The 25,512-nt window shown below is 54.4% G+C and carries 11 protein-coding genes and 1 pseudogene; 4 read left to right on the forward strand and 8 right to left on the reverse strand.

The features are described from left to right. Positions 1 to 7: 7 nt before the first annotated feature. A pseudogene (locus PEH01S_RS35110) lies at positions 8 to 741 on the forward strand (Rpn family recombination-promoting nuclease/putative transposase); the annotation flags it as partial. A gap of 179 nt (positions 742 to 920) precedes the next feature. Here PEH01S_RS35110 and PEH01S_RS04750 read toward each other — a convergent pair. From PEH01S_RS04750 to PEH01S_RS04760, 3 genes are all read right to left on the reverse strand, one after another. Next, a complete protein-coding gene (locus tag PEH01S_RS04750; RefSeq protein ID WP_127484127.1) occupies positions 921 to 3,503 on the reverse strand; it encodes a P-loop ATPase, Sll1717 family in 2,583 nt (860 codons plus the stop codon). A gap of 7 nt (positions 3,504 to 3,510) precedes the next feature. Further along, complete coding sequence (locus tag PEH01S_RS04755) at positions 3,511 to 3,873, reverse strand: HEPN domain-containing protein (RefSeq protein WP_127484128.1); 363 nt, start codon at positions 3,871 to 3,873, stop codon at positions 3,511 to 3,513. A 294-nt stretch (positions 3,874 to 4,167) separates the two neighbouring features. After that, complete coding sequence (locus tag PEH01S_RS04760) at positions 4,168 to 4,524, reverse strand: helix-turn-helix domain-containing protein (protein ID WP_127484129.1); 357 nt, start codon at positions 4,522 to 4,524, stop codon at positions 4,168 to 4,170. 455 nt (positions 4,525 to 4,979) lie between these two features. On the opposite strand from PEH01S_RS04760, the gene PEH01S_RS04765 reads away from it, so the two are divergent. The 3 genes from PEH01S_RS04765 (at position 4,980) to PEH01S_RS04775 (ending at position 6,983) form a co-directional block, all read left to right on the forward strand. Further along, entirely contained in the window at positions 4,980 to 5,318 is a 339-nt protein-coding gene (locus PEH01S_RS04765) for a JAB domain-containing protein (protein WP_246062794.1), read from the forward strand. A gap of 168 nt (positions 5,319 to 5,486) precedes the next feature. Then, positions 5,487 to 6,059, forward strand: a complete 573-nt coding sequence (locus PEH01S_RS04770) for a hypothetical protein (protein ID WP_127484130.1) — start codon at positions 5,487 to 5,489, stop codon at positions 6,057 to 6,059. A gap of 243 nt (positions 6,060 to 6,302) precedes the next feature. Next, entirely contained in the window at positions 6,303 to 6,983 is a 681-nt protein-coding gene (locus tag PEH01S_RS04775) for a hypothetical protein (RefSeq protein ID WP_127484131.1), read from the forward strand. A gap of 163 nt (positions 6,984 to 7,146) precedes the next feature. Here PEH01S_RS04775 and PEH01S_RS04780 read toward each other — a convergent pair whose 3' ends face one another. From PEH01S_RS04780 to PEH01S_RS04800, 5 genes are read right to left on the reverse strand one after another with little or no spacing between them, the layout of a single operon-like run. Further along, positions 7,147 to 11,031, reverse strand: coding sequence for a non-ribosomal peptide synthetase (locus PEH01S_RS04780; RefSeq protein ID WP_127484132.1), 3,885 nt, complete (start codon positions 11,029 to 11,031; stop codon positions 7,147 to 7,149). 35 nt (positions 11,032 to 11,066) lie between these two features. Beyond that, on the reverse strand, positions 11,067 to 15,758 hold the full coding sequence (locus PEH01S_RS04785; RefSeq protein WP_127484133.1) for a non-ribosomal peptide synthetase: 4,692 nt from the start codon (positions 15,756 to 15,758) through the stop codon (positions 11,067 to 11,069). Further along, the gene (locus PEH01S_RS04790) at positions 15,755 to 16,993 is read right to left on the reverse strand and encodes a MupA/Atu3671 family FMN-dependent luciferase-like monooxygenase (RefSeq protein ID WP_127484134.1); all 1,239 of its coding nucleotides are present in this window, start codon (positions 16,991 to 16,993) and stop codon (positions 15,755 to 15,757) included. The genes PEH01S_RS04785 and PEH01S_RS04790 overlap by 4 nt, the downstream gene beginning before the upstream one ends. Positions 16,994 to 17,006: 13 nt before the next feature. Then, positions 17,007 to 21,746 carry a type I polyketide synthase gene (locus PEH01S_RS04795; RefSeq protein WP_127484135.1) on the reverse strand — a complete coding sequence of 1,580 codons (4,740 nt, stop codon included), beginning with the start codon at positions 21,744 to 21,746 and terminating at the stop codon, positions 17,007 to 17,009. A 7-nt stretch (positions 21,747 to 21,753) separates the two neighbouring features. After that, on the reverse strand, positions 21,754 to 25,032 hold the full coding sequence (locus tag PEH01S_RS04800; RefSeq protein WP_127484136.1) for a non-ribosomal peptide synthetase: 3,279 nt from the start codon (positions 25,030 to 25,032) through the stop codon (positions 21,754 to 21,756). Positions 25,033 to 25,512 lie beyond the last annotated feature (480 nt).

Below are 25,512 nucleotides of genomic sequence, written 5' to 3' on the forward strand. Positions count from 1 at the left end.
TGTGCCGCCGCCGCTGACGGAAATTGTTCTGCTTAATCCCTACACCGAAAAAGATGCCCCCGGGATAAGCAGTCCATTCTGGATATTCGCGGCAAAACGACAGAAGGCGAACTGATCAATGTAGAAATGCAGTTGTTCAATAAGTACGATACCGAGAAACGAACGTTGTTTTATTGGAGTAAGCTATATAGTGGGCAATTGCAAGAGGGGCAATCCTGCAAGATGCTGAAAAAATGTGTTGCTATCAACATTCTCAATTATTCGTTCCAGTCCAACCAGCAATATCGTAATGCATTCCATCTTCGAGAAGAGCGCAGTGGCATTTCGCTAGTGGATAATATTGAATTACAGTTACTAGAGTTGCCAAAACTAGACGACCATGCCATTCCCGTAGAAAGCGGTGGACCGGTGAACTGGTTGCTATTTCTGAAGGGTGCCGATAAATCCAATTGGGAGGTGCTGACGATGAATGAACCTGTATTGAAGAAAGCCATGGATACATTGGAGTTTCTTAGTCAGGATGCAGAAGCCCGCCGATTGTATGAGGATAGACAAAAGTTCCTTCATGACGAAGCTTCCATGATCGAAGGAGCATTGGCCGAAGGAGAAGCCCGCGGCGAGCGAAAGAAAGCTCTTGAAATGGCTAAAGAACTTCTGGCACATGGTGTGGAAATTTCCATTATTGCTAAAGCCTCGGGACTGCCTGAGTCTGAAATATTGGCGTTGAAGGGAAGAAATTAGAAGCTCATATTTCAAGAATAACGCATGCCACTAAAGTGGTTCTGTGTTTTCAAAAAAGCAAAATAACCATTACAAGTGGCTATTCCAAATACGAACAAATAGACCTCCAGTACTACAAAAAGTAGTAGGAGGTCTATTTGTCAATCAATCAAACATCAAACGAAAATCCAGTATCACTATTAGGCTTGCCCTTTACGTGTCATGCCAAGTCCTTTAAGATAGAGGTCAGGTACAGCATATCTAACTTGACTCTCGTCTTTGGTATATCTACTTAGTAATCCCGCATCATTTGATGTTTCAATTTCTTCCTTAAAAACCTCGATTTCTTGCTCTACAATTGGTGAAGTTTTTCCTTTCAAAAAAGCCATAAAGTCGGTCAATTCTGGATATTCTTCTCTCAGCGCTCTTACAGCTTCTGTTGAAACCTCTGGTAAAGCACTTGATAGCATTCTTGGTCTAACTAAAGATCTTAAATAAATGTTTTTGTCAACTTTCGTTTCATCAATTTCCAATTTTATTGCCACGTTAACGAGTTGAAATAAATATCGAGGGCTATGGGCTTGATTAGCATCTGATAAGCGATTCCAAATCCAATTCCTCGTATAAGTCGTGTTGCCACCTTTCATTCTTTCGCCTACCAGAATGTTTAATAAAGCCCATACTTCTTCTGAGTCCCACTCTTCTATCGGACCTTGTGGGAATGCCTTCCAAATCGATTTTAAGTAGGTAGTGAATTGCTCACTTCTTAAAACTTGCTTAGCTAATGTCTTGATAAAATTTACTTGATCCCAAGACAAATGAATATCTCTTCCCCAAATATGGGACTGGTTTTGGAAAATTATTTTATCCCAGATATCTTTACGTAGAAATATTTTAAATTTAATATTTTTAAACCTACCATCCCAGTCGTGCCATAACTCAAACAATCCAGTAATTGCTTGGTTTCTTCTTCGTAAATCCTCGGGTCTAGAGCCAAATCCAGTATCAAGTCCGTCAAATAATAAATACGTGTTTCCTTCAGAATTATTGTCTAGTATTAATCTTAATTCATCTAGAATCTTAAATGAGCTTTTGGGATCTAATATTAAAGTTTCCAACATTTCAACCAACTTACTATTTGACGGGCTAAGTCTCAACGCCTCCAAGCTATCCTTTAATGCACCATTACAAATATCGGGTTTATCAAAGTGTATTCTCAGAAGAATATAAACACTCCAGAATTGAGACCAAGATAATTGTCTTTCATTTAAAACTTTCTCGAAATATTCAAATCCGTTTTTATCGAGATAAAGTGTATCAGTATACAGTTTAGAGGGAGACATGATATTAAGAGCATTTGAATCCTTCTTCTCTCTAAGCATTCTGAATAATGCGGTTTTACCTGTTCCCTTCCTACCAACCACTAAAACTGTATTTGGTTCTAATAATTTATAGTAATCCCTTGTTTTTATGAATGTTTCTTCTATATTGTCTTGTTCTTCTGCTTGTCCAGTAGATATCCTCATGCTTTCTAGTATTGATTCTTTTGTTGGTCGGTCGATTTGCGCTAAAACATTATTTTCAGCAAACTTTGGCGGTAACAATTTTTCAATCCAGTCCGAAATGGCAGAGTAGCGTTCTAAAATAGCATCCTTATTCAATGTTTTATCGGAATAAGCAATCTCCTCATTATATTTTATTAAAGAGGTTATCTCTTCTGGCTTAAAAGCTTCTCCTTCATTGTCATCTATTATATTAGATCGAATTATATCCCCGACCTCTTGAATCCATTCTATTCCTTTTCTACGATACTTCTCATTCTCATCGCTAGCAGGAACTGGACTAATTAGAAATCTCATTTCGGGTGTATATCCCCTATTATTTTTTGAAGCAATTATACCTTCTGTAAGTAATTGAAAGGCTGCTTTTGATTGGGGGTGTGGGAAAAAGGTTATTATCGCCATGTCTGATAAATTAAAAAGTAACGGGCCACTTATTTCAGAAAATCCTGTCCTTGAATCAACTAAGATTACATCAGGATTAAGTGTATCTTTAATGAGTGCGAACACTTTGTGCAATGGATTATTTTCAAGTCTATAATATTGTTGGAAATTCAACTCACTCAGTTGATGAATATATTCTTTGCCAACAATTCCGGCAGGTAGACAATATATTTCTTTATCCTCAGTTCGCAACATGTAGTCTCTTATGTCTACATCTACATCATTACTAAGATCATGAAGGAGTTCTACTAATCCATTTTTCTTTAGATTTGTATTATTAATACCAATAACTTCAGGTAAGCCAGGTGCTTCTAAGTCCATATCGATAGTAACAACTCGATATCCGCGTTTTTCCAATAAAGAGGTAGTATATGCTAATGCTGTTGTTCTACCGACACCACCCTTAATAGAATAAAAAGTAATAATTACCGGCGCTTCCGGTATATCATCCTCTTCACTTACAAAATTAAGTTCTTCTTTCTTACTTAATGATACTACGTTCGACCAGAAAGGTATTTCCTCATTGATTAAGTCGATTAAGTCCACACCATATAAATTATTTTCTTCATAAGTAAGTAATTCATAATATTCAATATCATTTTCTGATATAATCGAAATTAATTTCTTTTTACGATTCAATGGGCTCAACCCAATAAATTCATTGGAAACAATTTTTATGTTCAAACCTCTTCTTGAGTTCGGTTGAACCACTATTTCAGCTTTATTAAACTTTTCTTGAAGTTTGGCTTTTATTGAATTTAAGTCGTAGTTTCCCCGCATATTAGAATCACACCAACTTCCTTTTAATTTTCCCTATCAATCTACAGGCTCCGAAATATATTTTTTGAATATCCTCTTCTCCAAAATCTAGGAAGTCATCTTCCCTGTATCTCATTTCAACATCCCAAGCATCTACAAATAAGGATTCCCATTTTTCAGATTTATAGAATGTAGAATTAATGCCATTTTTCTGAAACAATTCTCGGAGACCATGGATTTGTGTGAAATTACCGTATTTCTTATATTGTAATTCCTTGAGTTTAATTTCTAAGACATAACCGACTAAATAAATCGATGCATGGTATTTGCCTTGATCAAATAGTATTTTCGATTCTCCTAATCTAGCATCTGCAACCAACGAGAATTCCATTTATAGAGTACCTTCTTTTTCTACAATATTGTTCTACTAATTCGGTATGATTTAACCAAATCCTCTCAATCAGCTTGGAAATTTTAATTCATTTCACCTAATTTATGATACACTTAGCACTTAGTGTGTGCTTTTCCTCTCTTAGCGCACATGTAAATCTTACACATGACATAACCATGGATTTCTAGCAGTATAAAGATGCTTTTACTTACGGTCTGTTGATACCTATTTTGATTAAACTTCCGCCAAGATAGTCTTGAAAGATATAATAAGCCCAACCCCTAAGGAGTTGGACTATCTTTTACCTTCCTTCCGATAAGCAGTAAATTCAATATACTCGCGGATAAACGCCTTTTCATCCTCCGAAAGCTCATGAATCGAGCCGACCGATTGGAGCTTTTCTCCCAACAAGTCGCCCTCTTTCGCTAGTCGGTCTTTACCAGTAACCAGCCAATCCAAGCTGACTTTAAAATACTCCGCGACTCTAACGAGCTTGTGGATATTGGGTGTGGACCGTTCACTTTTCCAATCCCCCATGTTGCCCGAACTGATTCCCATTTCCTTCAGAAAATCACTCTTAGGAATGCTGTTGGCTTCAATCAAATATTCAATACGTTCGACAATTTCTTTTGAGGACACGAATTTTTCCATAGGTACACCCTTTTATAGCAATTAACTCGTAAATACGAAAAATATATTTACTTTCTCGTAAATACGAGTATAATTGGAAATGTGCAGTCTTTTTCTCTCCCAATTATACCACATCTAGGGTGACTTATTAATGCGTAGGGAAATAGCGATAAAGAAGGCCTTCATAACCACAGCCTTGGTCACAAACTCATTGAAATAAGCGCCAGCTAGACTTTAACATACTTGACGTAATTACGAGCAATAACGGATCAGTCGCCTTAATTCTTTTTATAGAATACAACAGCTAACTACATTTTCGTTGGAAAGGTTGCCTAGAGAAATGAATTTACCCACCATAACCACTCAAGGTCAAGCGCGATGAAACGGCTCAACGTGATCAGCTTACGAATGGTTCGCGAATCGACATACCCCTATAAACCGACAAGATCCGTTGCCCCGAGGATGCGTATAAGCTCGTGACCGAGTACTTAAGCGACGTCGACCGCGAATACTGCTTGCTCATCTGCTTAAGCATCAGAAACACAATAACCGCGCTCGAAGTCGTCCCCATCGGAACCCTCGATGCGGCACTCGTCACGCCGAGGGAAGTATTCAAATCCGCCATATTGAGCAATAGCGCAAGCATTATTCTGGCCCATGCCCATCCGAGCGGGGACACGACGCCGTCTAAGGAAGATGTGGAGCTGACAGAACGGGTAAAAAACGCCGGAGAAATCCTCGGCATCGAGCTGCTGGACCATATTATCGTCGCGGGCGGGAAACAGTTTGGCCTACGGAAAAACGGGCTCATGTAGTCAAAAAACATGAAATCCCAAAATATCAATTTTATTAGTCTTAGAAATTTCTCAAAAATAGGTAACTTTTCCCTATCGACATTTTATACTTTAATTGGTAGTATATGGTTTAACAAACTTTAGAAACCGCACATTAACCAAAATCCAATTTTAGGGAGGAGAGTAACAATGGACTCTAAAGAATTTAATTCTCCAAGAAAAAAACACTTCAGTTTGAAAAAATGTTCGTTTGCACTAACTGCAACCTTAGCAGCCACGCTTCTCTCATCAGCTATTGTTTCTGCTGAACCAGAAAAGACAGAACCAAAACCTTTAGAACCAATTGGTTGGTCAGAATGGAAAATTGGCTATGTGAGTGACCCATATCAAATGTACGGCCCTTTTAATTATTGTACTTCCGGAAGAGGGAATATTGGATATTCTTTATCTTGCTCCAAGAGTCTAGCGTGGAGCGATACTTACAATGGGACCTTAAAGATACCTATTCCTAAAATAGAACCCAACATTGGCATAACAATCAGTAAAACATCTACCTCCACGACAAATTACACAGCCGTATATAAATATGACAATCAAGCGTTGCAGATTGATGTTAGAGATAAATTTACAGTAAAAGATTTTAACCAAGAATACTGGGTTTATAATGCTTCTAATGGGTTTCAAGGACGTCTTACCGAACAAGTGATGGCCACGGGAAAACAGTGGATAGGTTGGGACTATAGGGTTGTCGAGCTTAATTAAGCCAGAATTATGAATACGTGAAACTAAGTGAAAATATAGATTACATAGGTGGACTATGTAATCTATATTTTTGTAATTAACCCCTACGTTTTAGCTTAAAAAGGAGTGATTGTTATTACTAAGAGAGCTTCTATTCTGATTAAATCGATCATTGTTTTGATTATAGCCGTTCTCGCAGTATTGTTTTTTTTATTTAGAGCAGAAAATGAGAAAAAATCCAAATATCCAAAAGAGCTACTTTTTTTGAATGAATGGAATTATAGCATCGTGGCTAAAACAAATGAGAAAATTCTAATTGAAATTCCGTTTTACGATTTTCAAAAAAGAAATTTATCTACTTACAATGTAAAAATAAATTCGAATAAAATCAAACTAGATTCCTATCAAGTATTGAAAAAAGAGGAGAAAAAGGATTTCACGAATTACTCCATGCTTCTAAATGTTTTTTTTGACCAACCTGGAAATTTAGCCGATGAAAAACTTCAAGTCGAGTTCACCGAAAAAGACAAAAAACATGAAATTCTCCTAGGCAATTTTCATGGAATGATATTCCCAGAAGCCGAAGCTATTACTACGGTTCGGACAACAAGCTGGCTTCCTTTATTTATCACGCCATTTCAGAATACCGTTCAAACTCAATATGAGGCAAACCTTATAAACGATTCCAATGAAAATTTGGTCATAGACGACATTCTTTTGCCTTCCGGATATCAACTTTTGAATACTTTTAGTCAAATAACCCTAAAACCAAAAATGGAACATACAATTAGATTCGATGTCAAAGGTCCTTACAATACACGCTGGATGATCAAACCGGCATTAAAAGTTGGCGCTAAGACCATTCCCTTAAATCCAAAACTAGTTGCTTGGGATCCGTCCTTAGAAGAATTACTAAAAATTAAAAATATATATAGCCAGCCTTAAACAAACAAAACTTTACTTCCCCATTATAATTAAGGAATGAGGAGGTTCTATAAAACATCCACCTGTTCAGCCTGCGGGAAAACGGGCTCATGTAGCCCGCGACCCGCAAAAAAGAAAACCCGCACCGGGAACGAACCCCCGATGCGAGCCTTCAACCCTGCCTCTACCGCACAACCGCCGATCCCAGAATACCCTTGATAATCTCCACATTCGCTTGCATATGCTCGGGGTCCAGCATCCGTTCATGTCCCCCGACGCCCTGATAATACGTCACCCGACCCGAAGTGGCCCCTTGCCAATTCCGGTACTGTTGATCGGCTTCATCCTTCGCCGGATGACGAAGCTCGTCCTCCGGCTGCGTGGAATGAACGACATGCAGGTCCGCATGGACCGTGCCGATATTATCCAGCAAATAAATATAGAACGAATATTGCTTCAAGCGATCCAGATCTTGTTCGTTGATGCGAAAATTTTTATAGAACTCTCGAATCACGGGGGTAGCAATATACCTCTCCCACATCGCTTGCAGCTCTTCGTCGGTCACAGGCTCCGGCTCGGTCTTACGATAAGCGTCCAGCATGATCACATCGGACACGCGGTACCCGGCCGCCTCCATCGCTTTGGTCACCTCGAACGCCAGATTCCCTCCGGCGGAGTAGCCCAAGAACGTATAATCACCTTCCCTCTGCACAGCAGAGATCAGCTTCACATAGCGCTCCATCCGGTCGGGATGATCGATATAATCCAGCGCATAGATCGTGCAGTCGTCCATCTGCTTAGCGAACTCATAATACGCGATCCCGAGACCACCCATCGGCGGGAAGCAGAAGAGCGTTTTGCGCCGCTCCTTTTTATTCAAGCGTACGATAGGCTGAGGCTCCGCCTTGCTGTTATCCATCAAGAAGGCGGCCATGCCCCGGATCGTGGACGATTCCAGAATGACGTGCAGCGGAAGCTCTGCCCGGTAGTCGTGCTGGACCCGCGACACGAGTAGCATCGCATGGAGCGAGCTGCCGCCCGCTTCGAAGAAATCGTCCGTGACGCCGATCTCCGGCCTCTCCAAAATCTCCCTGCACGCGGCCGCCAGCCGATGCTCCCACGGATTACTCGGGATGGCCTGCACCCCCGCCTCCGCCGTTTCACGAGCCGTCACGTCGGGCTGGGGCAGCGCCCGGCGGTCGATTTTGCCGTTGGACGATAGCGGCATCTCGCTGAGCTCCGTATAGTGGGACGGCACCATGAAAGCGGGCAGCCGTGCCGCGGCAAATGCCTTAACCTCTTCCACAGAGACAGGAGCGGCACAAACGTAATAGGCGCACAGCATGGTGTCGCCGCTCGCCCCGTCCCAAGCCGTCACCGCTGCTTCACTCAGCCGCTCGTGGCTCCGAAGCACGCTTTCGATCTCTCCGAGCTCGATGCGGTAGCCCCGGATTTTGACCTGCTCGTCTTTTCTGCCCATATATTCCAGCCGCCCGTCCGGCAGCCAGCGGGCCAGGTCACCGGAACGGTACATGCGCTCCCCGGGATAGAACGGATCGGCCGTGAACGACGCGGCCGTCCGCTCCGGGAGATTCAGATAGCCTCTCGCCAGCCCCCTGCCCGCGATCCACAGCTCGCCCGTCACGCCAACCGGGACCAAACCTCGGTCGTCGTTCAATACATAAACGCGGGTGTTCGGCAGCGGCTTCCCGATAGATAAAGGCCGCTCCGGCACGACGTTCCGCTCCAGCGTCGTCACGATGCTATTCTCCGTCGGACCGTATTCGTCCACCAGCTCGATATGCGGGAACTGCTCCCTGCTCCGCTTCACCAGCTTGGCGGGCAGCCGCTCCCCGCCCAACGTCACCACGCGCAGGGAACGGGCATCCTCCTCGCCGAGACATTCGACCAGCGCCGTATACACGCTGGGCACGCAGTCGAGATGCGTCACCTGCCGGTCGCGAATATGATAGCGGAGCGCCAGCGGATTCCGCGCTTCCTCATCCGTGGCCAGCACCACCGTCGAGCCCGATAGCAGCGGAGTAAACAGGCAGGACAGGAAGGCGTCGAACGCGTACGAGTACAATTGAAGCACCCGGGCCGTCCCGTCGAACGGATATTCCGCCCGGCGGGCCAGAACCGTATTGACCGCTCCCCGGTGCTCGATCAGGACGCCTTTCGGCTTGCCAGTCGTCCCGGAGGTGTAGATGACGTAGGCCAAATGGCGGCTGCCCGAAAGCGACAACAACTCCTCCCGGTCGGCGCGGTTAAGCTCCGGGTCCCTGAGATCGAGGCATTCCCCGGAAAAAGGAATCTCCTCTAGCGGCGAGGTCGTCAGCAGCAGCTTCATGCCGCTGTCGGCGATCATATAGGCTTGCCGGTCGGCCGGATAGTCCGGCGGGATCGGGACGAAGGCCGCGCCCGCCTTCAGGATGCCCAGCATGCCTGCGATCATCTCCACGGAACGTTCCGCGTGCAGGCCGATACGGTCGTCAGGCTGCACTCCTCTGCGCCGCAGCACATGGGCCAGTTGATTGGAACGCTCGTGCAGTTCGCGGTACGTCAGCGTGCGAGTGCCGCAGATCAAGGCCGGGTGATCCGGCGTTTTGCGGACCTGATCCGCGAAGCAGGCATGAAGCGTCCGATCCGCCTGCTCGTACCGGACCGACTGGAAAAAGCCTCCCAGCAGCTTCCGCTTATCCCCCGCCGTCAGCACCTCGATCCGGTCGACAGGCACCGTTTCGTCCGCCATGATCTGATCCAGCACGCCGATGAATTGGTCCTTGAGCTGCTCCATCAGCCACGGCTCATACAGCGACGCGTTGAAGTTAAACTTCATGGCGGCATCCTGCGGGTAGACGTAGATATTAAAATGCTCCGTCTCCTCTTCGGCACGAATATCCGCGAACTCGAAGCCTAAGCCGTCCTTCGACTCGACATTGTCCACGTACCTCCGGTCGAAGGGGAAATTTTCGAAGATCATCAGATGATCCAGTTGACGATGCTTCACATCGGTCGCCTGATTCATCTCCTGCAAGGGGACAAAATCGTATGCCTTCGACTCCAACGCTTGCCGCTGCACCTGCTTGAGGCATTCCGCAAAAGGCTGTCCGGGGGACAGCCGGATACGAACGGGGATCGTATTGAGAAAAAGTCCCACCATCTCCTCGATCCCCTTCACCTCGGCGGGCCTTCCCGACACGATGGAGCCGAATACGACGTCATCGCTCTGCATGTACTGCCGCAGCACGATCGCCCATGCCGCCTGAAACACCGAATTGATCGTCGCCTGACAGGCTCTGGCGAGCTGCTGAAGCCGGTCCATCCGCGCTTGGCCCAGCTCCGCGTTGACGCTCATAACCACAGGCTTGACCGCTGGCTTGCTCGAAGGGTCCGAAGCGGAAGAATGGGCCTGCGCGATGACAGGAAAACCGCCCCGGGACCGCTCCAACCCGGCCAACGTCTTTTGCCAATAAGCAATTCCCGCTTTCTTATCCTGTCTCTCCAGCCATTCCTGGTAATGGCTGTAAGGGGACGATTCCACGGTCACGGGCTCCCGCTTGTCTTGCAGCAGGCGGTAATTGTCCAGCAGCTCCTGGAACACCCGGGAGAACGACCAGCCGTCCAAAATAATATGGTGGTTACACCAGATCCAGCGGTACTCCTGCGGACCTGTCCGGAACACGGCCATTCGGACGAGAAGATCTTTACTGAGGTCGAAGCCCCGCGCCTTGTTATCCTGCTTCCATTGGCGCAGATGCGCCTCCTGCCGTTCCTTCGCCAGCTCCGACACGTCCTCGAAATGCAGGCGGAATTTCCGCTCCTTCATCACCACCTGCAGCGGACGCGGCAAATTGTCGTGAACGAATACCGTTCTCAGAATATCGTAGCGCTTCACGAGGGAATCCATGCTTTGCTCCAGCCGGGAGACGTCGAGCTCTCCCCGCAGCACCGCCTCGATCTGTACAAAAGAGTGCCGGGACTCCTTATCCGAGAGCCAGAGATAATACATCCCTTCTTGCGAAGGAGCCAGCGGGTAGATTTTTTTGATCTTGTCCTTGGAATTCATGGGCAGTTCCTCCTGTAGCGCCGCAGCCGGAAAGGCTACTCGATCGTATCGACCAGATCGTAGAGCTGATCCAGCTCTTGCAGTGTCAGCCGGTTATAGCCCAGGTCGCTGGGCGTGGCTTCGGCGGCGTTTTGCTCCCCGCAGTGGCGGATGAGGTCCAGCAGGCGGTTTTGGAGCTTGTCCAGCAAAGCTTCGATCGTCTCGTGACGGTGATGCGTGCGGTTGTAGTCTATCGTGACGTGAAGACGCCGGTCCTGCACATAGCCCGTAATGAAAAGCGAAGCCGTTCGCTCGGCTTCCGGGCTTGTCAGACGGCCGACCGGCCACGGCGACGGACCGAACCACCGCTTACGCAGATCGGTATCGATCTGTCCGAGGTAATTGAAGCAGATGTCCGGTTGCTGCGTGAACGTCAAGCCCGGTACGCTTTCCCGGGGCGTGATATATTTCAACAGGCCGTAGCCGATCCCGTGATTCGGCAGCTGACGCAAATGCTCCTTGACCGATTTGATCTGGTAACCCAAATCGTCCGTATGCTCCATCGGCAGAACGACCGGAAACTGCGAAGTAAACCAGCCGACCGTACGGGTGATGTTCATGTTCTTGACGACGTTCTCCCGGCCGTGGCCTTCCAGATGAATCACGATCCGGTTCGTGTTCATCCATTCCTTCAACGTGAGGCCCAAGGCGGTCAGCAAAATATCGTTGATTTCCGTATTGTAAGCGCGGTGAACCTGCTTCAGCAGCCGCTCCGTTTCTTCGGGCGGCAGTGTGAACATCGCTTGGGCTTCGTCCTTCGTCAGATTGCCCATCGCCTCGAAGTCCCTTGGCACGGGCACGCACGGCTTACTCTCAACCGCCGCCCAATAATCGGCCTCGCGCAGTACTTCGCCGCTTCGGGCGTACTGCTGCACAGCTTCCGCCCAGGCTTGGAACGAATGCGTTTTGGGCGGCATGACGATGTCCTCCTCGTTGGTCAGCGCCTGCTCGTAAGCCGCTTCCAAATCTTCCAGCACAATTCGCCACGACACCCAATCCATCACCAAGTGGTGAGTGACGAGCAGCAAATGATCGCCCTGCGGCGTCCGGAACAAAACGGTCTTCATCAGCGGACCGTTCGCCAGGTCGATGCTCTCGTGCAGCCGGTTGGCGTGCGCCTGAACGGCTGATTCCATCGAATCGCCGCCGTCCAGAGCCACGACCTCGAAACCGATCAGCGGCTGGTCCGCCGGTCCCCGGTTATACAGCAGCTTGCGGCCCCCTTCGTCCCTCACCACGGACCGCAGAACGTCATGATGCTCGGCCAGTTTTTCCAGCGTCCGCTTCAAGGCGGTTTCGTCCAAAGCGCTCTCCGCGTGCAGCATGACCGCCAAATTCCAATGGGCCGAAGAAGCGAAGTCGCGGTCAAAAAACCACCGGACAATCGGCGTATCCGCAATCGCTCCTTCCACGGCGTCCTGTGAGATCTGCATCTGCCCGTCGGCGGGCTTGAGATCGAGGCAAAGCTCCTTCAGCACTGGGGTCAAAAAGATCTTCTTCATCTCAAGGTCCCAGCCTCTGCGGTACAATCGCGATGCGATCTGGATCGCCTTGATGGAATCGCCACCTAGATGGAAAAAGTTGTCTTCGCGCCCAATCGCTTCTCCTCCCAGCACCTCCTGCCATACGGAAGCCATCAGCTCTTCCAGCTCGCCTTCCGGTGGGACGAACTCCGCTGCCGGGCCGCCGGCCGCCGTTGGCTCCGGGAGCCGCTTCCGGTCCAGCTTGCCGCTGGACGTCAGCGGGAAAGCGTCCAGCCTCACGTAATGAGCCGGAATCATGTAAGCGGGCAGCCGGTTCAACAGCAGCGCACGCAGCTCTGCGGCATCCAATTCCCGATCCGCGACGTAATAGGCGCAGAGGACTTTCGCGGGTGCGGATGCAGACGCGACCTGCCGGACCAGAACAGCGGCTTCTTTGACCGCCGGATGTCCGGTCAGCGCGGCTTCGATCTCTCCGGTCTCGATCCGGATGCCGTTCAGCTTCACTTGATCGTCGCGCCGCCCGAGGTACTCGATGCTTCCGTCCGGCAGCCGGCAGCCGTAATCGCCCGTCCGGTACATGACCTCGCCGGGCCGGAACGGATGGTCCACGAACCGCTCGGCGGTCAGCTCCGGATTGTTGCGGTAGCCCCGGGCCAGCCCCGCCCCGCTGATATACATTTCCCCGCGCACGCCGACCGGCACGGGCTGCAAGCTCTCGTCCAAAATATAAACTTGCGTATTGGCGACAGGACGCCCGATGCAAGCGGATAGACTGTCCGCCTCGAATTCGTGAGCCGTTGCGAAAATCGTCGCCTCCGTCGGGCCGTACAGATTCAGCAAACGTCTGGAATCCGATAGCCACGCTTGAATGTCGAGCGAGCATGCTTCCCCGCCCATTCCAACGGTACGCAGCGAATCGGGCAGCCGGGCCGGGGTGAGCGTGGACAAGACGGACGGCGTCAGCACCATCGCCGTCATCCGCTGCTCCTCCAGAAACCGGTGCAGCGCCTCGCCTCCCGCCGTCGCTTCCGGGCTGACGAGGCAGAGCGCCGCGCCCGAGGCGAGCGTCGCAAAAATCTCCAAGACCGACGCATCGAACGTCGTCGACGCATATTGCAGCATCCGGCTGCCTCTGGACAAGCCGAACAGCCCGATGCCCTCTTCGATCGCATTGCACACGCTGCGGTGCTCGATCGCGACCGCGTTCGGCTTGCCCGTCGATCCCGACGTATACATCACGTAAGCCAGATCGCGCGCGTCCGCTTCGACGCGCGGATTGTCCGCGCTCTCCTCCGCAACCGATTGCCACGTACCGTCAAGCGCGAGTCTGTGCTGCACCGCCGGGATCGAATCCGCGTCCGCCAGCTTAGGCTGGGTCAGCAGGACTTCGATTCCCGAATCCTCGATCATCGTGCGAACCCGCTCGGCCGGATAAGCCGGATCGATGGCGACGTACGCGCCCCCCGCTTTCAGAATGCCGAGCAGGCCCACAACCGTTTCGAACGAGCGCTCCATCATCAAGCCGACAGCCGTTTCCCTGCCGACTCCCCGCTTCCGCAAAGCATGGGCGACCTGATTGGCGCGCCGGTTCAGCTCCCGGTACGTCATCGACTGGCCGCCATACACGACGGCCGGATCATCCGGCGTAAGCTCGGCCTGTCTCTCGAACAGATGATGAATGCATGCATCGTCCGGGAACGGCTGCGCCGTCTCGTTCCATTCGTCAATGAGCTGTTGCCGTTCTTCATCCGACAGCATCGCCAGCTCGTGAAGGGATTGATGCGGATTGCGCACGATACTGTCCAGCAGGGCTTCCCAATGCCGGCTCATGCGCTCGAACGTCTCCCGGCGGAACAGATCCGGGGAATATTCGAGAAAGCCATCCAGCCCGTCTTCCGTTTCGGTCAAGCCGATGGTGACGTCATACTTGGCCGTCTCCCCGTCGATCATCTCGATATCCGCTTCCAGCCCGGGGAGCGCGAACTTTTCCTCCGTCACGTCCACATACACGAATACCGCCTGCACCAGCGGGTTGCGGCTCGGATCGATCGGAACCCTGAGTTCGTCCAGCAGCAGACCGACCGGCAGCTCCTGATGCTTGTAGACCTCCCTGGCGGTGTCGCGCACCTGCCGCAGCAGGTCGATAAAGCTCATCTCCTCCGACATGCGCGAACGCAGCGTGCCCATGGTCAGGAAATATCCCATCACTTTTTCCATCTCAATCCGGTTGCGGTTGGCAAGCGGAGTCCCGACCAGAATGTCGGCCTGCCCGGTATACCGGTAGAGCAGCGCCTTGAACGCCGCCATCACGATCATGAAGGCCGAAGCGTTTTCCCGTTTGGCAATCGCTTTCAGCCCGTCCAAAATCTCCTTCGACGACCGGAGGAAAACGCGCGCTCCCCGGTAAGTGATCGCCGGCGGCCGGGGGAAGTCCGTATGAATGTCGAGGACGTACTCGCAATCCTTCAGCTGCTCCTTCCAGAAGGCGAGCAGCTTCTCCCGGGTCTCGCCCTGCAAGTAATTCCGCTGCCATTCGGCATAATCCGCGTACTGGATCGGCAGCTCAGGGAGTTCAGCGGGGACGCCTGCGAGCGCCGCCTTGTAATGCGCCATCAGCTCCTCGAAGAAGATCGAGAAGGTGAGCCGGTCGATGACAATGTGATGAATGGTCAAGACGAGCGTCGATTCCGTATCCGACAGCGTAAACAGCTTAAAGCGGATGAGCGGCCCTTTTTCCAGATCGAACAATTGCTGGACCTCTTCGCGCATCAGCTTCTGGGCGACGGCTTCCCGCTCTTCCCCGGGGATATCCCGCAGGTCCACGACGGGGACGCTGACGCGGAGCTCGGGCAGCACGATCTGCACGGGATCGACGCGTCCGAAAACGGTCCGCCAAGCCTCGTGGCGTTTGACGATTTCGTTGATGCCGTACTCCAGCGCCCCATGATGCAGCTTTCCTCTCAAACGGGCGGCCCCGTACACGTTGTACGCATGCGATTCCGGGTGCATCCGGTTAAAGAACCAGAGCCGCTCCTGATCGAAGGAGAGCGGGCTCGGGCCCGTATGGTTCCGCCGGGGGATCGCTGCGGCTGCCGGATTCGGGCTTAGTTGCTGCGCATTCAAGTTTTTTTGCTTGAGCCGCTTTTCGAACAGCGCCCGCTGCTCCGGCGTCAGCGATTGGATACGGTCGGTCAGGTTCTTCATGAGATCAGCTCCTTGTCATAGGCGAATTTCCGCTGCAATTCGGATAGCAATGTCAAGCTTTCCATCACCGTCTCCCGGTCCACGCCAAAATCGATCAGGCAGGCAATCTCCCCGACGCCGATGTCGCGGAGCGTCTCCACCAGCTTCGCGCATTTCTCGGACGTTCCGAGCAGGGAGCTTTCGCGGTAGTACTTGTCGAAGGCGCGGGACACGATCGCCTCGAAGTCCGCGTCGGTCATGCCATCGTAGTCTTCGAGAATACGCCTTTGCTGGCTTAAGAAGGTCTTGAGGTATTCTTTCAGCGGCCGCTCCACCTTCGCCCGGACCGCTTCGTCGTTCTCGCCGAGGCAGGTATGGAGCATGACCGCGACCTTCTTCGTCTGCGGGTCGTAGCCATGCCGGAGCAGCGCTTCGCGGTACCGCTCGATCTTGCCCTCCAGCTCGGCAAAGCCGTTCCCGAGAATGCCGGTCAGGATGCCTGCCCCGATCCCGGCGGCTTGACGGTACGTCTCCTCGTTGCCGTTCGTGGCGATCCACAGGTTCAGCTCGCTTTGGATCGGCCGGGGCAGCGTCTTGATTCGGTGCACCGCCCCGCTGGCGTCCGTAAAAGGAACCGCCTCCCCGCTCCATAGAGTCCGAACCTGCTCGACGGACTTGAACAGCTCTTCCTTGCGGTGAACATAATAGTCCGGGTGCTGCACCGGCGCGAGGATAAAATCGGCGGGATGCCAGCCTGTGGCAAAAGCGACCGACACGCGGCCGCCCGATAGGTTGTCCACGACCGACCATTCCTCCACGAACCGGACCGGGTGGTGCAGCGGGAGCACCACGCTTCCCGCTCGCAGCTCGACCCGCTCGGTGACCGCCGCCAGGGCCGCGCTGAGCACCGACGGATTCGGGTACAGCCCGCCGAACTCCTCGAAATGCCGCTCCGGCGTCCACACCGCCTTAAACCCGTGCCGGTCCGCAAACGCCGCGCATTCCATCAGCAGACCGTATTTATGGCGGTCCGTGGTCGAGCCGTCGCCGGAGAAGAAAAACAGGCTGAAATCCATGGCCGCCCCACTGCGCCTGCGCTTCGGGACAAAAGCCGCTTCCGCCGCAGCCTGTCCCTGCCCGGGCTTCGCGCCGCTTGCCGTATCCGGCGCCGCGAGCCCCTGCTGCTTGAGGCGCCGCTCCAGCAGCGCCCGCTGCTCGGGCGACAGCGCCGCGAGCCGCTCGTGAATGCCGCTCATTTTCTCCATCTCCTTACCCCTCGCGGCTTAGTAGCTGCATCAGTTCGTCTTGCGGCATATTCTCGATTTCGCTGAGCAAGCGTTCGATTTCGTCCAGCTCCTCCGGCTTGACCTGCGTCTGCGCAATCGATTCGGCCAGCTCGGCAATGGTCGGCGACTGGAAAATGACATCCATCGGAATGTCGCCGTGAAACGCTTGGCGCAGCCGGGCGACAAGCTGGATCGAGAGCAGCGAATTGCCGCCCAGATCAAAGAAGCTTTGCCGTCTGCCGATGCCCGGAATCCCGAACAGCGTCTCCCAGATGGCCGCGATCTTGTGCTCCGCCTCGGTTTGCGGCGGTTCTTGAGACGGTTCACCGTCTGGATAAACCGCATCTGCCCGGCTATTTCGGCTATCTGAGGCAGTGTGGCCTGCGGTATGCACCCAGCCGCTGCCCGCCGCATCGTGAATGCTTTGCGTAGACACGACGGCTTGGGAGAGACCGCTGGCCGCGATGCGCCGGATCGCCTCCAGCCCTTCCGCTCCGGTTATGCCGAATTTCGCCTGCATCTGCAGCATATGCTCCTTGACGTCCGCCGGGAGCTGCGTCTGCTTCCGGACCCAGACGTCATCCTGCCACATGCCCCAATTCACGGAGACGGTCCGGCCTCCGGCGGCCGCATGCCATCTGGCAAACGCGTCGACAAAATGATGGGATGCGCACTGATCCATCAGTCCGACACCGCCGGTGAACGAGATCGTGCGCGAGAACACGATCATCAGCTCCAGCGGATGGGAACGAAGCAGCGATTCCAAGGCGAGCAGCCCGAGCACCTGAGGCGCAATGACCCGTTCGGACCGCCCCCGGTCGCCCAACTGGATCAAGCCCGAGCCGTACGGCTCTTGGGCGAACAGCACGCCGTGAATCGCGCCGAACCGCCGCTCCGCTTGCCGCACAATGTCCCGCAGCCCGGCTTCATCGGTCAGATCCGCGCTGGCGTAGAACAGAGGCGTTCCGTTTTGCTCCAGCGCGCGAATGCGCTTGATGATCCTAAACGTATCGCCAGAATCCCCGTTATGCCGCAAGTAATGCTCCCACTCGTCGGCGTCCGGGAACGACACATCCCCGATCAGCACGAAGGAGACCTTCGCCGTCCGGGCGATTTCCTCGCACAGCTGCAAGCCGATTTCGCTCGTGGCTCCCGTCACCAGATACACGCCTCCGTCGCGGAAAGCGGCGTCCGCAGGACCGGCTTCCGGCAGCTTGACCGCTTCGTAAATTTGCGTGAAGCGCTGCATCCCCCGGTACGCCACGATAAACTCCTCTCCCCCATGCTCGATCTCCTGAAGCAGCTGCCGGGTCAACCGCCCGAAGGAAGCCGAAGCGAGATCGGCCAGGCTCACGTCGATGGCGCGTGTCCGAATCTGCGCGTACTCTTGCGGAATGATCCGCAGCGCCCCGAGCAAGGTCGCCCGCTCCGGGCTGCGCACCTGCTCGTGGGCGACCCATTGCAGGCTGCCGGTCAGCGCGATCAGCTCCGTCGGCTTCGCCGTCACCTGCATGCCGATCGCTTGGGCCAAATGCATCAGGCTGTAGAGCCCAAGCTGCTGCGCCCGGGCGTAACGCTGTGCAATGGAGACAGGGACGGCCTCCCCCTCCGACTCCGGCTCGACGACGTTCCAGAGGTGAAGAACGGCATCCGGGAAGCGCTGCTGTGCCGCCAAAGCATGCAGCAGCTCCTCATAGGACCGGCCTTGTGCGGGATGGACTGTAAACACGTCCTCCTCCACCTGCCGGAATCCGCTGCCTTCGAGCACGGCGACGACATCGTGCCCCTTCCTTTTCAAGCTCTCGCTTAAAGCTTCACCCAGGCCATGCCGGTCGTGGAACAGCAGATACGTCCGTTTGTGCGGCACTTCGGCCCCGGAGCCCGGGGGCTGCGGAGGCAGAAACGTTTGTTTCCATACCGGAGCGTAGAACCAGTCGGCCATGTCCGCCCGGCGCTCCTGTCCCCCAGCTACACCCGCATCGGCGGGGACGGCGCGAACCTTCTTCTCCAAATAGTAGCGGTAGCGCTCGAACGGATACGTCGGCAAAGGCACGCGGCGGCACGTCTTGCCTTCATGCCATGCGGCGCAATCGATGTCCGCGCCGGCGGACCACAACTCGCCCAGCGCCTGAAGGACGCTGGCATACGCGGATTTGCCCGCAGCCGCCGGAGGCAGCGTGTTGACCGCCAGCGCTCCGGACGTCGCGCTCCGGGCGACTTGCTGCCGGGCCAGCGAAGTCAAAGACTGCCCCGGACCGATCTCCAGAAAAGCCGCCCGCCCCGTTTCCGCTAACAGCCTGATTCCGTCTGCGAAGCGGACGGTGTCCCGCAAATGCCGGACCCAATACATCGGGTCCGTCGCTTGCCCGGCCGTAATCCACGTTCCCGTCACATTCGAGACGTAAGGAAGCTGCGGCGCATGCAGCGCGATCCCCCGCATGACCCCGGCGAACCGTTCGAGCATCGGCTCCATCATCGCCGAATGATAAGCGTGCGAGGTCGCGAGCCGCTTCGATACGGCGTTCCTGCGGCCGAGCGCCTGCTCCAGCCGTTCGATCGCCTCGAAGGGCCCCGACACCACGCAGGATATCGGACCGTTCACGGCAGCCACGGACAGCTCCGGGGACACCGCGGCCAGCAGCTCCCGCACTTCCGCTTCGGACAGCGCGGTCGCCAGCATCGCCCCCCGGTCCATCTCCTGCATCAGACTTCCGCGTGCGGCAACGGCAGTCAGCGCATCGTCTACGGCCATAACTCCCGCCAAGCAAGCGGCCACATACTCGCCGATGCTGTGGCCGATCATCGCCTGCGGACGAACGCCCCAAGCCTCCAGCTGCTTGGCCAGAGCATATTCGAGGACGAACAGCGCAGGCTGCGTCAGAGCGGTTTGGCGCAGCAGGGAAGCCGCTTCCTCCGCTTGGGACGGAGGCGGATACAGCACATTCCGCAGATCCAGGCCGAGAAGGGGCTGCAGCCGTTCGGCGCACCGGTCCGCCTGCTCGCGATAGACGGGCGCGGATTCGTACAGCTCGGCGCCCATATAGATGTGCTGCGCCCCTTGTCCGGTAAACATAAAGGTCACGCCCGGCGCCGGTTCGCCGCCTCCCGCGGGCTCTTGAGCCCCCCGGCCGGACGGCGGCAGGTCCGCAAGCTTCGCTTTTAACCCGTCCGCGACCGTCATGGAATCGAGGCCGACCACCGCGAGCCGCCTAGCGAATGTTTCTCTGCCTGCGGCAAGCGTATAAGCCACATCGGATAAAGAAACGTCCCGATTCGCTTGCAAATAGCCGATCAACCGCTCCGTTTTCCGGCGCAGGGCCGTATCCGTTTTGGCAGACAAGACGATAACGTTCCAGCCTGTGGTTCCCCTCTCCGTACCCGGCCCGGTACCTGTCTCCGCATCGGCGAATGCGTCCCCTTCCTCCGGATGCCGTGCCGTTTCCGCCAAGGGCGCTTCCTCCAGCACGACATGCGCATTCGTGCCGCCTATGCCGAACGAGCTTACCCCGGCCCGGCGGGGATGCCCGTCCGTCTTCCACTCCCTGAGCCGGTCGTTCACATAGAAAGGACTGTTCGCAAAATCGATTTTCGGATTCGGCTCCGTATAATGCAAACTCGGCGGCAGCATTTTATTTTGCAGGCACAGCACCGTTTTGATCAGTCCGGCAATGCCGGCGGCGCTGTCGAGATGGCCGATGTTCGTTTTGACCGATCCGATGGCGCAGTATTGCTTTCGGCCCGCAGCCTCGCGGTACGCCTCCGTCAAGGCGGCCACTTCGACGGGGTCGCCCAGCGCGGTGCCGGTGCCGTGAGCCTCGATATAGGTCATCGTGGCCGGGTCGATCTCCGAGACGGCCAGCGCTTCCCTGACGACCTCGGCTTGCCTCGCCACGCTCGGGGCGGTATACCCGACCTTCTGCGCCCCGTCGTTATTGACCGCCGAACCGCGGATCACGGCCAGAATCGTATCCCCGTCCGACACGGCTTCCTCCAGCCGCTTCAGCAGGACGGCGCCGGCCCCGTTCCCGACCGCCGTCCCTTGGGACTTGGCGTCGAACGCGCGGCAGCGCCCGTCCGGCGACAGAATGCCCCCTTCCTGATAGTCGAAGCCGGCCTTTTGGTCCGCTTTGACCGACACGCCGCCGGCTATCGCCATATCGCACTCATACGTGAGCAGCGCCTGACACGCCATGTGGACCGCCACCAAAGAGCTGGAGCAGGCCGTTTGCACCGCGACGCTCGGGCCGCTCAGGTTGAATTTGTACGAGACGCGGGTGGCGAGAAAGTCCGGGTGGTTGCCGATGCCGATCTGGAACGGTCCGAACGATTCCGCAAGCTCGTCATGGCTGAGCACATGCTGGAGATAATCCGAGTGGCCGCTTCCCGCATAGACTCCGACCCGCTCGGGGCACCTCGTCGGAGGATACCCTGCCGATTCCAAGGCTTCGTAGGCGCATTCCAGAAACAACCGGTGCTGCGGGTCCGTCATTTCCGCTTCCCGCGGCGTCATCCCGAAGAAGACGGCATCGAAGTCGGCCGCTTCCTCCAGAATTCCCGCGGCATGGACCCGGTTCTTCTCCGGCTCCTTGAAGGAGGTAATCGATTCCTGCCCGTCTCGCAGATTGGTCCAAAACTGCTCCAAATCGCCGGCTCCCGGAAACCGCCCCGCCATCCCGATAATCGCAATTCCCCGCAGTTCCCCGCCTCTTGTAATCGCTTCCATATAATTTTTACCTCCTCTGCATTCTAAGCCGCTTCTGCCTTTCCATTTCTTCCTTCCGCTGGAACGCCGTACGGTGAGTGCTTGTGCTTCTGCTGTCGCTTCCGTTTCCGGGCACATCCTCCCCTGCTGCTCCCCGGCTCCGGTTCAGGTGACTGGCTAGCGCACGAATCGTAGGGAACCGGAACAGGTCGACAACGGTCACAGAATCGTCCAGCTCTTCCCTGACGCGCTGATGAACGCGCAGCAGCCGGAAGGAGTCTCCGCCCAAGTCGAAAAAGTGATCCCGGACGCCCACCCGCGACAAGCCGAGCGCCTCCTTCCAGATCCGCGCCAGCACCTCTTCCGCTTGATTGAGCGGAGCCGCGCTTTCCATGGCGGCCGGCTCTTCGAGGCCGAGCTTGCTTAGAGCCGCCCGGTCCGCTTTGCCGCTCGGCGTCAGCGGCAGCCGGTCGACCACGCGGATGAAATGCGGCACCATAAACGCGGGAAGCCGCTCCTGCAAATAAGCGCGTAATTCCATTGTCTGCGGCTTGTCCGTCCCGCCCGCAGCCGGGACCGCGAAAGCAACCAGCCGCCGGCCGCTTCCGTCGTCATGAACGACCACCACGGCTTGCCGGACTCCCGGGTGCAGGCCGAGCACGGCTTCGATCTCACCCAGCTCGATACGGTGGCCGCGAATTTTCACCTGATGGTCGGCCCGCCCGATATATTCGAGACTTCCGTCCGGCAAATAGCGGGCCAAGTCTCCCGTTCGGTACAAGCGGACGGCTCCCGCCTCAGGCAGGCCAAGCTCCACCTCGACAAACCGCTCAGCCGTCAGCCCGGGACGGTTCCAATACCCGCGGGCCAGTCCCGTTCCACCGATATACATTTCGCCGGTGACGCCGACAGGAACCGGCTTCCGGTTCTCGTCCAGCACATATACCTTCGTATTGGCAATGGGCCGGCCGATATCCGGCGGCAGCCTGCCGCCGTCGAACGTGCTGTCGGTTGCCCATACCGTCGCTTCCGTCGGGCCGTAGGCGTTGATAAAGCGCCGCTTGACGCTCCACGCGGCAGCGACTTCGGAAGGACAAGGCTCGCCCCCCGAGATCACCGTCTCCAATGTCCGCAAGGCGCCGGCGCTGTTCGGGACTTCTGACAGCATCGCGAGTACGGAGGCCGGTAGCATGAGCACATTGACGGCTTTTTGGCCGATCAACTCGACCAGCGGCTTGCCCGGCAGCATCGCCTCGCGGGTGTCGGCCACCAGCGTCCCCCCGCTGCACAGCACGGGGAAAATTTCCGCCACGGAAGCGTCGAAGCTGGACGACGAAAACTGCAAGATCCTCGAACGGCCGGACAGTTCCAGCCTCTCCTTCATCACATGAATGAGGTTGCCGAGTCCCCGGTGCTCGATCATGACGCCCTTCGGCTGCCCGGTGGAGCCGGAGGTATAGATGATATAAGCGAGATCGCCCTCCCCGGGGAAAGGCCAGTAAATATCTTGAAGCTCTTCAACCGCACCTCCCTGCGCTTCCTTCGGCTCGACAGGAATGACCTTACCTATCCCGCCCGTGATGGCTTGTCCAATCTCCCCTTTCGTCATAAGGAATTGAGCCTGCGAATCGTTCAGCATATAAGCGATCCGTTCCGCCGGGTAATCCGGGTCGACCGGCAAGTACGCTCCGCCCGCGCGGAGAACCGCGATCATCGCAGCGATAAGCTCCGGTCCCTTGGGCAGCATCACCGCGACGATGGTTTCCGCCGCCACGCCTCTGTTCCGCAAGCCGTGCGCCAGCCGGCGCGTCCATTGTTCCAGCTCGCGATACGTCAAGCGTTCTTCCCTGAATTCGATGGCGACCGCGTCGGGCGTCCGCCGGACCTGCCCGGCGAATAGCTCGGCAAACGTGAGCTGTGGTCCAAAGTCCCGCTCCGTCCGATTGAAATCGGTCAAAACCCGCCTGGCCTCGGTCTCCGATAGAAGACGCAGGTCTGCCACAGTGCGTTCCGGACGGGACAGCGCATCGTCCAGCAGCTTCATATACCGCTCGCCATGCGCCGCGATTTCGTCTTCGCCGAACAGCGCCCGCTGGTATTCGAAATCCAGCCGGTACGCGCCCGAATCCATATGATCCTTAACGTGAAAAAGCAACTCATCCGCGATCGAGCCGCTGAAATGAATTTCACTTGCCACGCGGATCTCGTCGTCCTTGCGGAAATGCATCACTTGAAACTCCGTCCCGATATGATACAGCGGCCCAGCGTTCGGATGACGCTCTCTTGTTCGGGCCACGAGTTGGTTGTAGGGGTATTTTTGGTGGCGCAGCATGCGCCTATATTCTTTGGCAAGGGCTTGGCAATGAGATGTAAAAGCATGCTGCGGATCGACTTCGTAGCGCAGAGCAGCCGTACCCGCGAACATGCCGAAGGTGTGTTTGTCCCGGGGGCTCGTCCGATTCCCGGTTATACTGGCGAGGACAATATCTTTTTGGCCCGTCATCCAATACAAATAGGCGTAGAAAACGGCAAGAAAGAAAACCGAAGGCGTGACGCCCGACTCCCGGCAGAAGACATCGATGCGCTCCCTCCTGCTGCCTTCGATCGCAAGCCCGTAGCGGCCGCTTTCCATGCCTCCCGTCGGATTCCCGAGCCGGGCCAAAGATACCGGTTCCGGCAGCGTCCGGAACTTTTCGTCCCAATATTGGCGGTCCTGCGCATAACGGTCCGATTCCAGATACGCGCGCTCCCGGTCGATCGCTTCGAGATAGGAAGGCTTCTTTTGAACATCCCGTGCCTGCCCCCGGGCTAAGCACAAATACAGGTCAACGATGTCGGCCCCGGCCTGTACGAGGGCGGTACCGTCTCCAAGGATATGATGGCATTTGAGGTACAACCATAGTTCGGTTTCGGAAAGGCTGAGGAGAGCAAAATCATAGAGCCGGGAAGCTTCAAGCGGGTAAGGCTGTCTGGTTGCGGCGTCGATCCAAAGGCGTGCGGCCTGGTCCGGCGCCTGCTCGTTGCGGAAATCAAGCAGCGGAATATCAGGAGGATCCTCGGGGCTGATATACTGTCGGGGCATGCCGGGATCGTCCGAAACTGAGGTGGTGATTGAGAGCCGGATGGAGTCGTTTTCCAAAATGAATTGGGCGATGGCTTTCTTCAACAACTCGGGAGATACGCGCGTCAAAAATTTAACGGACAAACCAAAGTTCATGAAACCGGAATCGGGATGCATCTTTTGCATGAACCAGATCCGCTTCTGCGCTTGCGTCAGCGGAAACGTTCCTGAAGCCGTGGCGTTCATTCCTCATCCTCCCTGTCTTCATTACCTCCATGTTCTCCGATGTTCGATTTCATTGTAGCACGCTTGGAATTTATTTGCTATATATACCTAATATTGAATATAAACCATATTAATGAACAACTTTGCTGCGTAATCTTCTTCCTGTTCCCTTTGAGACAAATGGAAAAAAGACCAACCAAAGCATGGCGGCCTATCCTTATAACATTCGCATATTTTCGATTGCTTCACCGTACTAATTTTTAACCCGATTCAATAATTGGGGATCAACCTCCACATTCCAAGCATAATGTACCCTGCCAGTTTGTATCCCATGGCAGAGCCGCCACCGCAGGAGAAGCAGCTAAACATCTTTCAGCCATTCTTTGGTACCAAGGCAAGATCTTTAAGGCTCCAATCCCATTCGGGTCTCACGGTGCATCCCCACCTGCAGAATCGAACAAGCCGCAGCGCGGGCATTTGCAGCTAAAGCGATCCTCGTCG

The sequence above is a fragment of the Paenibacillus ehimensis NBRC 15659 genome (assembly GCF_004000785.1).
GTDB lineage: Bacteria > Bacillota > Bacilli > Paenibacillales > NBRC-103111 > Paenibacillus_G > Paenibacillus_G ehimensis.

Bases quoted from the DNA above. Each gene is read 5' to 3' on its own strand.
- PEH01S_RS04760 (WP_127484129.1), bottom strand. From the start codon at position 4,524: ATGGAAAAATTCGTGTCCTCAAAAGAAATTGTCGAACGTATTGAATAT.
- PEH01S_RS04770 (WP_127484130.1), top strand. From the start codon at position 5,487: ATGGACTCTAAAGAATTTAATTCTCCAAGAAAAAAACACTTCAGTTTG.
- PEH01S_RS04780 (WP_127484132.1), bottom strand. From the start codon at position 11,031: ATGAATTCCAAGGACAAGATCAAAAAAATCTACCCGCTGGCTCCTTCG.
- PEH01S_RS04755 (WP_127484128.1), bottom strand. From the start codon at position 3,873: ATGGAATTCTCGTTGGTTGCAGATGCTAGATTAGGAGAATCGAAAATA.
- PEH01S_RS04785 (WP_127484133.1), bottom strand. From the start codon at position 15,758: ATGAAGAACCTGACCGACCGTATCCAATCGCTGACGCCGGAGCAGCGG.
- PEH01S_RS04750 (WP_127484127.1), bottom strand. From the start codon at position 3,503: ATGCGGGGAAACTACGACTTAAATTCAATAAAAGCCAAACTTCAAGAA.
- PEH01S_RS04800 (WP_127484136.1), bottom strand. From the start codon at position 25,032: ATGAACGCCACGGCTTCAGGAACGTTTCCGCTGACGCAAGCGCAGAAG.
- PEH01S_RS04795 (WP_127484135.1), bottom strand. From the start codon at position 21,746: ATGGAAGCGATTACAAGAGGCGGGGAACTGCGGGGAATTGCGATTATC.
- PEH01S_RS04790 (WP_127484134.1), bottom strand. From the start codon at position 16,993: ATGAGCGGCATTCACGAGCGGCTCGCGGCGCTGTCGCCCGAGCAGCGG.